The 14598-nt window shown below is 50.0% G+C and carries 15 protein-coding genes; 6 read left to right on the forward strand and 9 right to left on the reverse strand.

The window, feature by feature from the left end:
- Nucleotides 1-84 precede the first annotated feature (84 nt).
- From F6I03_RS08355 to cysK, 9 genes are all read right to left on the reverse strand, one after another.
- A complete protein-coding gene (locus F6I03_RS08355; RefSeq protein ID WP_070431623.1) occupies nt 85-465 on the reverse strand; it encodes a PTS sugar transporter subunit IIA in 381 nt (126 codons plus the stop codon).
- Between the two features lie 26 nt (nt 466-491).
- Nucleotides 492-1337, reverse strand: a complete 846-nt coding sequence (locus F6I03_RS08360) for a PTS system mannose/fructose/sorbose family transporter subunit IID (protein WP_070431624.1) — start codon at nt 1335-1337, stop codon at nt 492-494.
- Complete coding sequence (locus F6I03_RS08365) at nt 1324-2265, reverse strand: PTS mannose/fructose/sorbose/N-acetylgalactosamine transporter subunit IIC (protein ID WP_070431625.1); 942 nt, start codon at nt 2263-2265, stop codon at nt 1324-1326. Before F6I03_RS08365 ends, F6I03_RS08360 begins: the two co-directional genes overlap by 14 nt.
- A gap of 30 nt (nt 2266-2295) precedes the next feature.
- Entirely contained in the window at nt 2296-2784 is a 489-nt protein-coding gene (locus tag F6I03_RS08370) for a PTS system mannose/fructose/N-acetylgalactosamine-transporter subunit IIB (RefSeq protein ID WP_070431626.1), read from the reverse strand.
- Nucleotides 2785-2790: 6 nt separating this feature from the next.
- A complete protein-coding gene (locus tag F6I03_RS08375; protein ID WP_070431627.1) occupies nt 2791-4572 on the reverse strand; it encodes a glycoside hydrolase family 35 protein in 1782 nt (593 codons plus the stop codon).
- A gap of 43 nt (nt 4573-4615) precedes the next feature.
- Nucleotides 4616-5782: an SIS domain-containing protein gene (locus tag F6I03_RS08380; RefSeq protein WP_070431628.1), complete on the reverse strand. Its 1167-nt coding sequence runs from the start codon at nt 5780-5782 to the stop codon at nt 4616-4618.
- Nucleotides 5783-5799: 17 nt separating this feature from the next.
- Nucleotides 5800-6948, reverse strand: coding sequence for an N-acetylglucosamine-6-phosphate deacetylase (nagA, locus tag F6I03_RS08385; RefSeq protein WP_070431629.1), 1149 nt, complete (start codon nt 6946-6948; stop codon nt 5800-5802).
- Between the two features lie 150 nt (nt 6949-7098).
- Nucleotides 7099-7833, reverse strand: coding sequence for a GntR family transcriptional regulator (locus F6I03_RS08390; protein ID WP_070431630.1), 735 nt, complete (start codon nt 7831-7833; stop codon nt 7099-7101).
- A 297-nt stretch (nt 7834-8130) separates the two neighbouring features.
- The gene (gene cysK / locus F6I03_RS08395) at nt 8131-9078 is read right to left on the reverse strand and encodes a cysteine synthase A (RefSeq protein ID WP_070431631.1); all 948 of its coding nucleotides are present in this window, start codon (nt 9076-9078) and stop codon (nt 8131-8133) included.
- Nucleotides 9079-9399: 321 nt separating this feature from the next.
- On the opposite strand from cysK, the gene F6I03_RS08400 reads away from it, so the two are divergent.
- From F6I03_RS08400 to F6I03_RS08425, 6 genes are read left to right on the forward strand one after another with little or no spacing between them, the layout of a single operon-like run.
- On the forward strand, nt 9400-10557 hold the full coding sequence (locus F6I03_RS08400; RefSeq protein ID WP_070431632.1) for a 5-methyltetrahydropteroyltriglutamate--homocysteine S-methyltransferase: 1158 nt from the start codon (nt 9400-9402) through the stop codon (nt 10555-10557).
- A gap of 17 nt (nt 10558-10574) precedes the next feature.
- Nucleotides 10575-11459, forward strand: coding sequence for a transporter substrate-binding domain-containing protein (locus F6I03_RS08405; RefSeq protein WP_070431633.1), 885 nt, complete (start codon nt 10575-10577; stop codon nt 11457-11459).
- 12 nt (nt 11460-11471) lie between these two features.
- A complete protein-coding gene (locus F6I03_RS08410; protein ID WP_070431634.1) occupies nt 11472-11936 on the forward strand; it encodes a GNAT family N-acetyltransferase in 465 nt (154 codons plus the stop codon).
- Nucleotides 11929-12888, forward strand: coding sequence for a glutathione S-transferase family protein (locus F6I03_RS08415; protein WP_070431635.1), 960 nt, complete (start codon nt 11929-11931; stop codon nt 12886-12888). The genes F6I03_RS08410 and F6I03_RS08415 overlap by 8 nt, the downstream gene beginning before the upstream one ends.
- Before the next feature lie 11 nt (nt 12889-12899).
- Nucleotides 12900-13844: a glutathione S-transferase C-terminal domain-containing protein gene (locus tag F6I03_RS08420; RefSeq protein ID WP_070431636.1), complete on the forward strand. Its 945-nt coding sequence runs from the start codon at nt 12900-12902 to the stop codon at nt 13842-13844.
- Between the two features lie 22 nt (nt 13845-13866).
- Nucleotides 13867-14595 carry an amino acid ABC transporter permease gene (locus F6I03_RS08425; protein WP_141737884.1) on the forward strand — a complete coding sequence of 243 codons (729 nt, stop codon included), beginning with the start codon at nt 13867-13869 and terminating at the stop codon, nt 14593-14595.
- The last annotated feature ends 3 nt before the right edge of the window (nt 14596-14598 follow it).

Raw genomic sequence — 14598 nt, forward strand, 5'->3', positions numbered from 1 at the left:
GCAAGTTGGGAACGTGCAAGCATAGCTTGCCCTTATCCCAACTTGCTCCAAGCATCCAAAACTAAACGCTCTTGCTCACACCCTTTAGAGTCCGAGTTGTTCGTTGACGTTGACTGTGTTGGTCTTGGCTTCTTCTAGGTAGTCCATGTCTGTTTCAAGGAGTTGTCCGTTAACGAAAGCAATTACCATGGGCAGGTTCATTCCCGCATAGAGTTGGAATTGCTTGCCTTCGAGGAGTTGGCGGGCGGCGACATTGTTGGGTGTGCCCCCGGCTAAGTCAGCGAAGACGACGAAGTCATCTAGTTGGTCAGTAAGTTCAACAAACTTCTTCTCAAAGTCTTCGGCCCCTTCTTCAGGCAATAAGCTAAGGGAATAGATATTTTCTTGTGGCCCCATAATCATTTCGGCACTTTCTTTAATGCCTTGACTGAAGCTCCCATGACTAATTAATACTAATGCTTTCATTTTAAATTCTCCTTTGCAGATTTAGACTATCCGAGCACTCCGAGTGCAGAGAGCGCAATCGATAAGATTAATACGATAAAGATGGCTTTGGTTGAGGTGATATTCTTCTTGCCGAGTAGCCAGTAAACAAATCCCACAATTAAGGCTGGCACGAGCTTAGGTAAGATTTGGTCGAAGATCCCTTGGAAGTCAACGGTTACGCCCGCCACTTCTGGAGCAAAGGCGATTTCCACATTGACCATGGTTGCGACCAGACCACCCACCATGAAGACCCCCATGAGGGAAGCGGCTTCGGTTAGGGCACTTAACTGGCCTTGCATTTCGTTCACCAGGGAAGACCCTTCTCCGTAAGCATACTTCAATTGACGCCAACGGAAGATGATGATGGCGATCCCAGCCGCTACCCATAAGAGGACCCCGAATGGGTTACCTTGGGAAGCGAGGTTGGCTGCGATAGCCCCAAAGATAGTTGGGACCAAGGCCCCGAACAAGGAGTCCCCAATCGCTGCGAAGGGTCCCATCAGACCTGCCTTCAAACCAGCAACGGTATCGAGACTTTCTTCCCCTTCTTCTTCTTCAATGGCTAGGTCAATCCCTGTAATAATGGTATTGAAGAAGTTGGAGGTATTGAAGAATTGGGCATGGGTCTTCATGGCTTCCTTCAAGGCATCCGTCTTATCCCCATAGAGCTTACGTAATTGTGGCAGGATGGTATAGAGATAACCTGAACCCTGCATCCGTTCATAGTTCCAACCTGCTTGGTAGGCGAATATGCTCCTTAGGTTGATCTGTTTGAAGTCTTGATCGGTCAGTTTGTAACCAGTTTTCTTCTCAGAAGTTTCTACTTGAACTTGTTCCTTAGAGTTCGTCATCGAGAATCTCTCCTTCCTCTACACGGTCACTTGCATCTACATCCCCTTGGTCTGCACTGACTGCTTGCCCAGCAGGTGCCTTAGCGACTTTGTCTTCTAGAGCTTGCCGTTCAACAGTATTCTTATAATGGATAAAGGCTAAGGCGAAGCCAATGAGGGAAACCCCTAACATTGGAAGTGGGACGAAGGTTCCGCTTAATTCTTCCGCCAATTGGCCTAATTCACCGCTAATGGCTGTGATATTCGAGAAGACCGTTGATAGTAAGGCCGTAATCACAAAGCCCAGAGCGAGGTAAGCAATATTCTTCTTAACAGGTAGGTAACGTAAGAGAATAGCGAAACCAACTGCAGGTAAGACGCGTCCAGCCAGGGTTAAGCCATCAGCTAGCCAAGCCAAGTTGGTATTCAGATAGTCCACAGCGGTTTGTACCACACCGCCCCCAAAAGCTAGGGCGAGGAAGATTGGAATCATCCGGGATAAGGCCCAAGGTAGGATCCCCATGAGATAGTTCCGTTCAATTGCCTTGTAGTCGTGTTTCTCAATTGCTGAGTCGATCCGGTGTGCGAAGTAAGTATTGGCGAAGCGGGCCAAGACGTCCGTTTGGATCATCAAGGCTGCCACCGGTACCGCCAAGGCTGCCACGGCTTGTTCAGGTTCCATACCAATCGAAACTGAGAAGGCCGTTGCCAGCACCGTCCCTGAGTTGGCGTCAATCCGTGAGGCACCCCCGAAGGTCCCTACACCGAGAATGGTTAACTGCATGGCCCCACCAATAATTAAGCCAGTCTTCACATCCCCCATCACGAGGCCTGTGAATAAGCCCGCAAATACGGCTGAACCGGCTGAGGTCACCAGATGGAGCTCGTCCCAAATTTGATAGCCAGAATACAACGTGAGTAATAGAATTTGCCACCATTGAATAGCCATTATAGTCCCTCCTTAAAAATTTTTAATTGATTATGACTTAAACTTCGATTCGAGTAAGGGCATGAATTCCTTAGCAGGATCACTCGGCGCCATTTGGGCAATGAGTTTCACCCCATGATCCACTAACTGATGGAAGTCATCCACATCTTTTTGCACCACATTAATTGAGTTATTAATGGCAGTGGTTTCTTCCGTTTGGGACATATTGCCCACGTTGATCTCTTCGATCGGAACACCTGCTTCAACCAGTTCCAAGAAGATATCTGGTGTCTTAGCAACAATCAGAACGCGTTGTGACTTATAGCGGTCTTCATTAATTTGTTTGGCTGCTCGGGCCACAGGTAAGACACTGAGGCGGACACCGTTAGGGGTAGCTAAGCGCAAGCCTGCTTTATCAATCTTGCTCTCCGAGACCTTGTCATCGACAACGATAATCCGCTCAATCGATAACTTAGGGGTCCACAAGTTAGCCACTTGCCCGTGTACCAGGCGGCCATCAATACGACATGCAATAATCATGGCTGATCACTCCTTAATAAATGTATGTTCTTTGCTTAAATGAATTTGGTCTGCGGCACGTCCTTCTGTTTCAAAGACGATGATGTCATTGTGCCCCGACTGAAGGAAGGCCCCTGGGCAATAGAGGCTGCGGATAGGCCCGCGCTCCCAGTAGCGGCCGAGATTATGACCGTTGACGAGGACAATCCCCTTGCCAAAACCTGTTAGGTCAATAAATGTATCTTCCACTTGGTCGAGCTCAAGTTCGAAGCGGTAGAAAGCAGCTTGTCCTTCTGACCATTCCTTGCTGAAATCAATCTGTCCGGCACGGTCAAAATCGATCAGGTAATGGTCCCAATTGAGCATAAAGTGCAAGTCAGCCATAGCCCCTTGGCGAAGGCCCTTCTCTTGGGTATCGGCTTGGAGCTTGTGGCCATAGTTAACCCGGCCCATATTCTCAAAGAGGATATCCAATTGGTTCTGCTCTTCTGTGAGCTGAACGTTAATGTCTTCCCCAATCTCTTCTTGGTATTGGGTAGCCACCAAGTCTTGGTTGACATAGACATGGGCCCGGTCTCGGCCATCGATGAGGCGGAGGCGTTCGCTCTCAGCATCCTTCTCAAACTGGGTCCGATAGACCATGTAGCCATAGTGGTGGCCAAGCTGGTCCATGGACTGAGGGTAGAGACTGGTCACTTTGTCCGAAATACTCTCGAGGACTTCAAAGAGATTCACCCGGTCAACTAAGGAAAGGCTTTGTTCATCGAGGGTGGCTTTGACCCGGGGCTCCGCTTGAGGAAGCTCTGGGAACATCTCATGAATCAGTTCCTGTATGGCATAGTATTTGTCAGTCGGATTACCCTGCTCATCCAGGGGCGCCCCGTAATCATAGGAACTGATTTGTGGGAGGTCGCGTGTACCCCGGGCGGAACAGCCGTTGCTGAAGCCAAAGTTGGTCCCTCCGTGGAACATGTAGAGGTTGATAGAGCCTATTTCTAGGGCTTCTCTAACGGCATCGACTAATTCATCGGTTTCCCGGGTCACAATATCGCTTCCCCAGCGGTTAAACCAACCGTCCCAGAACTCCATACACATGAGAGGTCCCACCTGACCCACTTCTTCTTGGTAGGCACGTAGGGCGGTGAAATTCTTCTTGGCCCGGGAGCCAAAGTTCCCCGTCATCAGGATGGTTTCTTCGTCCAAGTCAGTCAGAGTTCCTGCTCTTAGGGTGGCCCGCCAAGCCCCATCTGAGGTGAAGAGGGGCACATCGATCCCGCCTGCTCGAAGCATCCGGTAGAGGGCTTCGAGATAGGCCTTGTCTTCGCCGTAAGAGCCGTATTCATTCTCAATCTGTACCATGAGAATCGGGCCCCCTTCAGTGAATTGATAAGGCTTGAGCTTGGGGAGTAGGACATCATAGTAGTTTTGAACGGCTTCTAAGTAGGCGGGGTCAGAAGACCGCATCCGCTGGCACTTCTTAGGTAACCAGGCAGGCAGGCCACCGAATTCCCACTCCGCACAGATATAAGGTGAGGGGCGGATGATGACATAGAGGCCTAGTGCTTCAGCTGTCTCAATGAAAGCACAGACATCCTTATCCCCTTGGAAATCAAATTCGCCTTCCTTGGGCTCATGCCAGTTCCATGGCACATAAGTTTCAACCGTGTTAAAGCCTAGTGCCTTCAAATTATAGAGGGAGTGCTCCCAGTCCGCTCGCGGCAGACGGAAGTAGTGGATAGCCCCTGACAAGATCTTAAAGGGCTGGCCATCGAGGACAAAATCTTCGCCTTGAATGTTGAATGAAGTCATCGGTCAAATCCTTTCCAGTCTTGGTCGTGTCTGTCAGTCCGTCTTATGCTTGGTAGTCGTGGAGGATAACGCCCTTAACCACGCGATTCACTGTGCCTGTAGGTGAAGGGGTATCTGGTTTATTGCCCACTTTCACCGAAGTATGTAGGGAGACGATTTGGGCAAAGATCACATCTGCCAAGGCGAGATAGGCATCCGGCAGGTCTTCCCCGCTTTGGTAAGTGAAGGCATCCCCTTCATAAGTAGGTTCAGCTGGTGCCCCAATGCCGACCACTTCTTCTGCAATCTGGTCTGCTGCTACTTCCTTCAAGAGGTCGATGTCATAGAGGCGGGTATAAGGGTGATTGGACAAGAAGAGGAAGACCAGAGTCTTTTCGTTAACAATAGATTTTGGACCGTGTCTGAAGCCGAGTGAGGATTCGAAGCTAGCTTCAACTTGACCGGCTGTTAATTCCAGAACTTTCAAGTGGGCTTCATGGGCTAGGCCAGCTAAGCTACCTGAGCCTAAGTAAACCACGCGGTCGAAGTTGCCTTCCAAGTACTTGGCGATTTCATCTTCCCGGTCAATAGCTTCACGCCCGATCTCTGCAAGTTTGGCGACATAGGCTTCCTTAGCTTCTAAGCTTTCTTGGCCAAAAACAAGGAGGCTGGCGAGGGCCATGCAGGAGTAAGACCCTGTCATCGCGAAGCCCTTGTCGTTCGAGCGTTCAGGCATTAAGAGGGAGAAGTTCTTCGGATCCCCTTGGGCATTCTGTGCCAGCTTGCCTTCAGGGGCACAGGTGATGGTCAATTGGTAGAGGTCATCGATGAGCTCTTGGGCCAATTGAACCGTCTTCACACTCTCTGGGCTGTTGCCGCTGCGCGCATAGGAAACAAGAAGTGTTGGCAATTCCTTCTCGAGGTATTGGTAAGGATTGCTGACAATACTGGTGGTCGCAATAGCTTCTACCCGCCATTTCTTGGCATCCAATTGTTCACTCACATAAGGAAGAACAGTTTCGCCGACAAAGGCGGAAGTCCCGGCCCCGGTGAAGATGATGCGAATCTGATCATGCTTGCCTTCAATCTTAGCTAAGTAGTCAGCTAGAGCTTCCCGGTTCTCTTTGTAGATCTCTAGGGTTTCTTCCCAAAGTTCAGGTTGTTGTTTGATTTCAGGAGCTGTGTTAATCGCCCCTAAGCTTTCTAATTTTTCTTGACTTTCTAATAACATTCCATAGCCTCCTCAAATTATTTTTGATAAGCGACTTGTCCGTTGATATAGGTAGCTTGGAGTTCAAGCTGGGGTGTCATGACAATGAAATCAGCCGCACGTCCCGCCTTGATGGAGCCACAGCGGTCATCAATGGCTACGCTGCGGGCGGCAACTGCACTGGCCATATTCAAGGCTTCGTGGACCGTTGTTAATTCCCAGTCAACTAAGTTGCGGACCGCATCCTTGAGTTGGAGGACTGAACCAGCTAGGCTGCCATTGGCTAAGCGGGCAGCGCCGTCTTTCACCTCAACCGGATATTCGCCTAAGGTATAATTGCCATCTTCCAAGCCACCAGCCCGCATGCAATCTGTCACTAAGAGGGTGTTAGTCACATTGCGCGCATTGAGCAGGGCCTTAATGGCTGCGGGGTTAACGTGGTGGCCGTCTGCAATCACTTCCGCATAGGTGTTCTGCAGGGTCATGGCAGCCCCCACAACGCCAGGTTCCCGGTGGTGGAGCCCACTCATTCCATTAAAGGTATGAACGAATAAACTGGCTCCCTGGTCAACTGCACGTCGGGCCTGGTCATAACTGGCATCGGTATGGCCAATGGCTACCTTGACATCGAGTGCCTTAGCCCGTTCAATAAAGGCTGCGGTTTCAGGATATTCAGGGGCTAGGGCCGCCTTGCGGATTAAATCCTTGGCGGAAGCCTGCCACTGGTCTAGTACATCAGGGCTCGGTGCGATGAAGTAGTCCGGGTTCTGAGCTCCCTTGTGGGCTTCCACAAAGAAAGGCCCTTCCAGGAAGATACCCTGGATCTTAGCCCCTTTATCTTCTTCTGCCACCTCTGCCACCACCGCAACGGCGCGGTCGGTTTCTTCCACAGAAGCCGTCAGTGTCGTTGCTAAGAAACTGGTGACCCCGGTTGCGGGTAAGCCTTGGCGGATGGTCTCAACAGCTTCTGGCGTCGCATCCATCACGTCCGAACCATTGAAGCCGTGGATGTGTGTGTCCACTAGACCCGGCCCAATCCAATAGCCGCTATAGTCTAGGGTCTCATCACTGTCCCCACTATCTTCTTGGCTATAACGAAGGAACTTGCCATCTTCAATAATTAAATAACCTGGACCTAGAATTTCATTTTCTAAGAAAAACTTGTCCGCTTTTATAGCTTGTCGCATCGGAGTCATCCTTTCTTTTTTGAACATCCTGACAAGTGGTATTACATGTCATTACCAGTTAATGTAAGCGTATTCTTTTTTGGCCGATTTGTCAAGTCTTTTTAAAGAATTGCTTAATTTTTTATATTTAGAGCAGATAGACAATCCCCATTATTGGCCTTGGAAGCTTAAATGATAGGAGAATTGGTCGGCCCGTGCGGTCGAAATCGTGAATTCAATAATTTCGTCAGCCAGGTTATAAGAGAGGCGCTCAATCTTGAGGCAGGGATTATTGGGATTCGTGCCCAGCACTTCGGCTTCTAGCTTGGTCATGAGGGCCGCTGTAATCTCTTCATTGGCAACAGAAATCTCCTGGTTATAATTCTGACGAAAGACCTCATAAAGAGGCTTCTTCTCGAGGAGGTCCGCCGTCAAACCTGGAAAGGCCCGAGCAGGTAGATAGGTCCGCTCCACCATCATCGGATCGCCATCCGCTAAACGCAAGCGGTCGATCCGGTAAAGCTTCTCATCCGGTAAAAGATCCAGCTGGCGGCCTAGTAGATAGTTGGCTGGCTCCAAAGCAAAGTCTAAGATCTGACTCGATGGGGTCTTCCCAATCTTCTTCATGCCCTCAGTAAAGCTGTAGCTCTCTGCCAAGTTCTTGCGGTGGGACTGGCGGTCTGCCACAAAGGTCCCTAGGCCGTGCCGCTTGTAGATATAGCCCATATTGAGCAATTCCGTCAAAGCCTGGCGCACTGTCGTCCGACTCACCCCATAAGTCTCGCAAATCTCTCGCTCTGAGAGAATCTTGTCACCTGGAGCATACTGGTCACCAATGAGTTGGATCAAGGCTTCAACCAGCTGAACATATAAGGCTTCGGAAGAGTTCTTCCGTAACGCTGTCATAAAATCATCCTTCTTAACTATAGATTCACTGGTTGCTTGTCACCACTTGTCATTACCAGTTAAGCCAACTGTACCCCCTTTCATAGGGAAAGTCAATTGGAATTGTGGAAAAGAAAGTCAACATGATTATAAAATATGATGGATTGCCTTTTCTAACCATTCATTATTTATAAATAAACAGCATTTTAACAGGCCACTCCTGTACTAAGACAGAAGCGGCCTGTCAATGGTTCTATAACAAATTATTACTACAAGCTACTCAAATAGCACAAACACCATTTCAAAGAAGATAAAGCCTTAATCTCTCACTGGTACATAACTTCCCCTAGCCATAAAGATATCAGAATTTAAGTAACGTTCTCCTGTATCAGGTGCAATGGCAACAACAATTTTGCCTGGGCCTAATTGCTTAGCGACTTCAATGGCGGCAACCGTGTTGGCACCACTCGAAATCCCCGCAAAGATACTCTCTTCCCGGCCCAAACGTCGGGTCATTTCAATGGCCGCCTCCGACGACACGTCCAAAACTTCATCGTAAATGTCGGTGTCTAGGGTCTCGGGAATAATCCCTGGTCCAATCCCTTGAATCTTATGAGGGCCCTTGTCTTGACCATGGAGGACCGCTGATTCAGCTGGCTCTACCGCATAAATTTGAACATCTTCGCTCTTGCTTCTCAAATATCTGGCAATACCAGTCAGGGTCCCACCAGTGCCTGCACCAGCTACAAAAGCATCAGGTGCTTGACCGAGCGCCTCATAGATTTCAGGTCCAGTTGTTTTAACATGGGTTTCTGGATTGGCAGGATTGGAGAATTGCCGCATGAAGACATAGCCCTCTTCTTGGTCATAAGCTTCGCCGGCGGCCACTAAGTCCTCAACGCCGCCTTTATGGTCACGAAATTCAACTTGGGCACCATAGGCTTTAAGAATTTCGACTCGGGCAGGGTCGGCACTGTCCGGCATCAAGATCAGTACCTGGTAGCCCCGTGCTGGGCCAATCAGAGCTAACCCCACTCCAGTGTTCCCGGTCGAAGCTTCAACAATCGTATCTCCTTCTTGCAAGCGACCTTTCTCTTCGGCATCTAGAATCATATTGAGGGCCGTTCGTGATTTAATGCTCCCACCAATATTGAAGGATTCCAGCTTAAGGTAGACGTCTGCTGCTCCCTCAGGCACGATATGATTCAATTTGAATAAGGGGGTATTGCCCACTAAGTCAGTAATGTCGTTCGTTACAATTGCCATAATTTTCTTCCTTCTTTCTACATTCACAAGGGCTAGGACAGAAGCTCTAGCTACTCATTGAAAGCTTGTTAAAAAGAATATTGCCTAGGATTATAGCACGCGAATCGGCAGGCTTCAATTTCATCAAACAGCCACTTTCTCTAGTTCATTTGCTTGATTTAACAGCATTATTAGCTGGTCTCCCCTAACCCTGATCACTCCTGATCGCTTATTGCTTCAGTCGATAAACGATCTATTGATTGACAATAACGATCATGAAGACTAACATTAAGTAAGCTATTTATGGCTATCTAAAAGTAAGCTATTTAAAAGGAGACTATCATGAAGAAACGTTATGACATCGTAGGAAGTTTCCTGCGACCTGCCCAAGTCCTCCAAGCCCGAAAGCAACACAGCCAAGGTCAAATTACTGATGCTGATTTACGCCAGGTGGAAGACCAGGCCATCAGAGAGCTCGTCGCCAAACAGGTAGAGCTAGGCTACGGCCAAGTGACAGATGGTGAAGTTCGCCGTACTTGGTGGCACCTGGACTTCTTCTGGGCTTTAACGGGTGTTGAGGCAGTAAATCGTCAGCGGACCGCAGCGAATTTCCACCTATCAGAAACAGAAGTGAAATACCAGGCCGACAGTCTAGACTTGGTGGCTAAACTATCGGGAGAAGACCATCCCTTTGTTGATGACTTTATTTTTCTCCGGGATGTGGCGGCTGACTATGAAGGTGTAGACGCTAAAATCACCCTCCCTTCGCCAGCCCGACTCTACTATGACTTGACCTCAACCGAGGCTGGTTTGGCTAATGTCAAGCGGATTTATCCTAATAAGGAAGGGCTCTTCCAGGATATCCAGTCCAGCTATCAGAAGGTCCTCGAAGACCTCTACCAAGCTGGTGCCCGCTTCCTCCAGTTCGATGACCCCATCTGGATTACCCTTGTCGACCGCGACCGCTTCGAGAAGATCTACGCCTTCCGCAATGAAGATTTCGACCAACTTGCTGAATCTTTGGCCGAAGATTTCGTTCAAGTCAACAATGCGGTACTTAAGGCGCGTCCCTCTGACCTCGTTATTAGCACCCACAATTGCCGGGGCAATTTCCGGTCGCAGTGGGCTTCCCAAGGGGCTTATGATGCGATTGCCCCTTATGCCTTTGCCCAGCAAGATTTCGACCGTCAGTTCTTGGAATACGATACGGACCGGGCAGGAGGCTTCGAAGCGCTTCGTGAAGTACCTGACTCCGTTGATGTAGTCCTAGGTCTTATCACCTCCAAAGAAGCTGATCTCGAAGATCCGGATACCATTATCCAGCGCGTCGAGGAAGCTAGTCACTACCACCCCCTCGACAAGCTCTACCTCAGTCCCCAGTGCGGCTTTGCTTCAACGGAAGAAGGCAATCTGCTGACTGAAGCCGACCAGTGGCAGAAACTGGCCCATATCCGCGACATCGCCCGCCGTATTTGGTCCGACGCCGACCATGTCCACTAAGAAAGAAGGAAATTTGAATGAAAAAACTTACTAAACGTCTCAGCCTCAGCCTCCTCAGTCTCTTCTTCCTAGGTGCCTGCGCCCTATCAGATAGTGGGGCCAGCTCGACTGCCTCTTCATCGTCTAGCGACGCCGACTCAGCAACTGTCATCGCTGGGACAGGTGGGACGCCGGCCCCCTATGTCACTGTTGATGACCAGAATAATCTCACGGGTTATGACATTGATGTCATCAAGGAGGTTTTCAAACGCCTGCCTGATCGCGAGCTTAAATTAGAGCTCACCGATATCCCTTCAGTCCTCACCGGTGTTAATACTGGGAACTACGATATTGGAGTAAACAACTTTAGCTACAATGAAGAGCGAGCCCAAAATTACCTCTACTCTTACCCGTACAATAATGCCAACTACTGCTTCATCCACCATAAGGACCAAACCATTGAGAACCTTGATCAAGCTGCCGAAGCTGGCTTAACCTATGTGGGAGACCCTTCCACCAACAACACGGCAGCCGTCAAGAAATACAATGAAGACCACCCTGACAAGGCCATTCAGATCGAATACACAGATGCAGAAATTCCCGTCAAGTACCAACAGATTGAAGCAGATCCGAAGAAATTTGCCATCGATGACTATCCCATCTATAACCTCAACCAAGAGAACTACCACTATGACCAATTAGAAGCCCATCCGATGAGTGAACAGGATAATGATTATCTCACCACCTCTATCCTGGCCTACTTCCTCTTCGCTAAGAATGATAAAGGCCAAGCCCTGCGCGAAGAAGTCAACCAAGTGCTCAAGGAAATGGCTGAGGACGGGACCATTAAGAAATTGACTGAACAACACTTTGGCAAGGACCAAACCCCTGCCAAAGAGCACTATGAAAAGCCCTTGAACTAGGAGGCTGATCCTATGGAAATCCACCGCGTTCAAGGCCTAAGCTGGCAGCTGGCTGGCGTCCACTATGTGCGTATTGCGGCTTCTAACCCGGCCCCTCTCTCTGCTCCCTTGCCGCTCGAATTCGCCGATGACCAAGCGGATAGCCGTTATATCCTGGTCATGGAAGGCGACCAGCCTGTCGCTACTTGCCGGCTCCGCCAGCTTGACCAAGAGACTGGGCAGATTGAACGGGTGGCCACTGTTCCCTGGCAGGAAGGTCGTGGCTATGGCCGGGCAGGGGTACAAGCCGCTGAAGCCTGGTTGACCGAATCCGGTTGCCAGCGTTTCTTAATCAATTCTAGGACAGCTGTCCAGGCCTTCTATGAGAAGCAGGGCTACCAGGCCATCAGCCAAGAAGTCACCGGCCAGCCTCCTTTTGATTGTATTCTACTCGCTAAATCCCTCAAAACAAGTAAAGGAGACGATATTAATGACTAAAGACCATATTGCACGTCGCGAAGATGCCCACGAAATCAGTGAATCCGGAGCCTTTGTTCGCCAGAAGAACCGTTTCGATACGCCATTCGGTGATGGCGAGGGTGAATTACCGGTTGAAGCTGGCCGCTATCGCCTGCTCTGGGCGCCCATCTGTCCCTGGGCCCACCGGTCTGTAATTGCTCGTGAACTCTTGGGCCTCCAAGATGTGATTTCTCTGGGTACCGCTAAACCCGTCCGGACAGATGCCGGCTGGGACTTCTCAGAAGACCCTAACGGCGGTATCCTGCCAGGCTCCGACTACAAGTACCTGCCTGAAATTTATGCGGCAACAGATCCTGACTACCAAGGCCGGGCGACCGTGCCAACTGTTGTCGATACGAAAACGGGCAAGGTCGTCAACAATGACTACTTCAATCTGACCTATTACTGGGAAGAAGAATTCAAGCCCTTCCACAAAGAAGGGGCGCCCGACCTCTTCCCTAAGGCTCTTCAATCAGAGATCCGCGAATTTAACGACATGCTCTTTAATGAGGTCAACAATGCCGTCTACAAGTGCGGCTTCGCCCAAAGTCAAGAAGCCTATGAAGAGAACTATGACTTACTCTTCAACCGCTTAGACCAATTGGAAGAGCGCTTGAGTAAGCAGCGTTACCTCTTTGGAGACCAGATCACCGATAGTGATATTCGCTTCTATGTGACCCTAGCTCGCTTTGATGTGTCCTACTATCCTGAATTCAAGGCCAACCGGAACCGCATCATCGACTTCCCGAACATCTGGAACTATGCCAAGGACCTCTACCAAACGCCAGGCTTTGGTTCAACCACCGATTTCACCCAAATTAAGATGGGCTACTCCCTCGGTAATGTCGGCCATAACCCCTACCATATCCTAGCCAAGGGGCCCGATACCTCTATTTGGAATGAGCCCCATGACCGCGACCGCTTCAATTAAGGAGGTATGAGATGAGTAAACACCCAGTCTTCGCTAAAGAAATCCAATCTGATGGGTCTTTTGTCCAACAAGCCAATGCCCTAGCGACCCCTTTCTCCTATGAGGAAGGCGGTTTGCGACCAGAAGCCAACCGCTATCAACTGGTCTGGATGCCCGCCTGTCCTCACGCCCATAAGGTGGTCATTGCCATCCACTTATTGGGCTTAGACCAAGTCATTCCCATCAGCGCGACAGGCCCCTATCGGACAGACCAGGGCTGGGTCTTCTCTGACTATCCCGGTGGCCGCGACCCGCTGACAGGGGCCCGATCTACCCTAGAGCTCTACCAGCGAAGCCTTCCAGACTATGACCTCCGCCCTACTGTCCCACTCATGGTCGACCTTGCCAGCGGCCAGGCGGTCAACAATGACCATAAGACGTTAAGCCTTCAACTCGAAACGGTCTGGAAAGACTTCCACGCTGAAGGCGCCCCCAATCTCTATCCTGAAGCCTTACGCTCCGAGATCGACCGCCTAAACCGGCTCATCTATGAAGAAATTAATGTTGGCTTCTACAAGGTTGGCTTCGCGGAAAGCCAGTCTGCTTATGAGAAGGCTTATAACAACTTATTTGAAAACTTAGACTTTTTAGAAGATCGGCTGCGTCAGTCCCGCTATCTCTGTGGGGACCAGCTGACGGATGCCGACCTTAGACTCTATCCTTCCCTGGCCCGCTACGATGTGGTCTATTATGATGAGTTCCGCTGCCGTGAGCGCCGACTCAGGGATTATCCCAATCTCTGGCGCTATGCCCGAGACCTCTACCAGATCCCTGCTTTTGGCGAGACGACCGACTTTGACTTCATCAAGGAATCCTACTACCGGTCGCCCCACCTCAAGGCCCTCTTCGGTAACAGCCACAATATCCTGCCTAAGGGGCCCGACCTTGCGCCTTGGCAGCAGGTCCCGATCAACTAATTGCTAACAAAGGAGTGTTATCTTGGAGAAATTATTTGACTTTAATTACATGCTGGAGGCTATCCCCAAGCTACTTGCCCGCCTCCCTGTTACCCTCGAGCTAACTGCTCTAGCCATGGTCCTAGGACTGGTCTTGGGTATCGTCATCGCCCTCATCCGCCTGGAGAAAGTCCCCGTCCTCACCCCCTTGGCCCGGCTCTATGTCTCCTTCGTCCGCGGCACGCCGATTATCGTCCAACTTTATATTTCCTACTTTGGCCTGCCCCTCTTCTTAAAATACTTGAATGCACAATTTGGCTGGCAGCTCAACGTGAACGGAATTCCTGGTTATGTCTTTGCCATCTTAGCCATGGGGATCAACCAGTCGGCCTACTTATCCGAGATCTTCCGGGGTGCCTTCTTGTCGGTTGATAAGGGGCAAATCGAAGCCGCTTATTCTGTTGGGATGACCAAGGGCCAGTGCTTCAGACGGATCCTCTTCCCCGAAGCCCTAACCATCGCCATCCCGGGCCTAGGCAACTCCCTGATTTCTCTTGTTAAGGGAACCTCTCTAGCCTTCGTCACCAGTGTCGTCGAAATGACGGCCCAGGGTAAGATCATCGGCGGCCAGACCTACCGCTATTTCGAAGTCTATATTGCCCTCGCCCTTATCTATTGGCTAGTGACCATTCTCCTCGAATTCATCTTCTATTTGATTGAAAAACACCTCGAACTGCCTGACCAAGCACCCCAAGTAAAGGAGGGAGTTTAGGCC

Origin of the sequence: Aerococcus sanguinicola, from assembly GCF_008726925.1 — a bacterium.
GTDB lineage: Bacteria > Bacillota > Bacilli > Lactobacillales > Aerococcaceae > Aerococcus.

Excerpts from the sequence above, each read along its gene's own strand:
- F6I03_RS08360 (WP_070431624.1), bottom strand. The coding sequence starts at position 1,337 with ATGACGAACTCTAAGGAACAAGTTCAAGTAGAAACTTCTGAGAAGAAA.
- F6I03_RS08375 (WP_070431627.1), bottom strand. The coding sequence starts at position 4,572 with ATGACTTCATTCAACATTCAAGGCGAAGATTTTGTCCTCGATGGCCAG.
- F6I03_RS08365 (WP_070431625.1), bottom strand. The coding sequence starts at position 2,265 with ATGGCTATTCAATGGTGGCAAATTCTATTACTCACGTTGTATTCTGGC.
- cysK (WP_070431631.1), bottom strand. The coding sequence starts at position 9,078 with ATGGCAATTGTAACGAACGACATTACTGACTTAGTGGGCAATACCCCC.
- F6I03_RS08415 (WP_070431635.1), top strand. The coding sequence starts at position 11,929 with ATGACTAAAGACCATATTGCACGTCGCGAAGATGCCCACGAAATCAGT.
- F6I03_RS08420 (WP_070431636.1), top strand. The coding sequence starts at position 12,900 with ATGAGTAAACACCCAGTCTTCGCTAAAGAAATCCAATCTGATGGGTCT.
- F6I03_RS08380 (WP_070431628.1), bottom strand. The coding sequence starts at position 5,782 with ATGTTATTAGAAAGTCAAGAAAAATTAGAAAGCTTAGGGGCGATTAAC.
- nagA (WP_070431629.1), bottom strand. The coding sequence starts at position 6,948 with ATGCGACAAGCTATAAAAGCGGACAAGTTTTTCTTAGAAAATGAAATT.
- F6I03_RS08405 (WP_070431633.1), top strand. The coding sequence starts at position 10,575 with ATGAAAAAACTTACTAAACGTCTCAGCCTCAGCCTCCTCAGTCTCTTC.
- F6I03_RS08390 (WP_070431630.1), bottom strand. The coding sequence starts at position 7,833 with ATGACAGCGTTACGGAAGAACTCTTCCGAAGCCTTATATGTTCAGCTG.
- F6I03_RS08400 (WP_070431632.1), top strand. The coding sequence starts at position 9,400 with ATGAAGAAACGTTATGACATCGTAGGAAGTTTCCTGCGACCTGCCCAA.
- F6I03_RS08355 (WP_070431623.1), bottom strand. The coding sequence starts at position 465 with ATGAAAGCATTAGTATTAATTAGTCATGGGAGCTTCAGTCAAGGCATT.
- F6I03_RS08370 (WP_070431626.1), bottom strand. The coding sequence starts at position 2,784 with ATGATTATTGCATGTCGTATTGATGGCCGCCTGGTACACGGGCAAGTG.
- F6I03_RS08410 (WP_070431634.1), top strand. The coding sequence starts at position 11,472 with ATGGAAATCCACCGCGTTCAAGGCCTAAGCTGGCAGCTGGCTGGCGTC.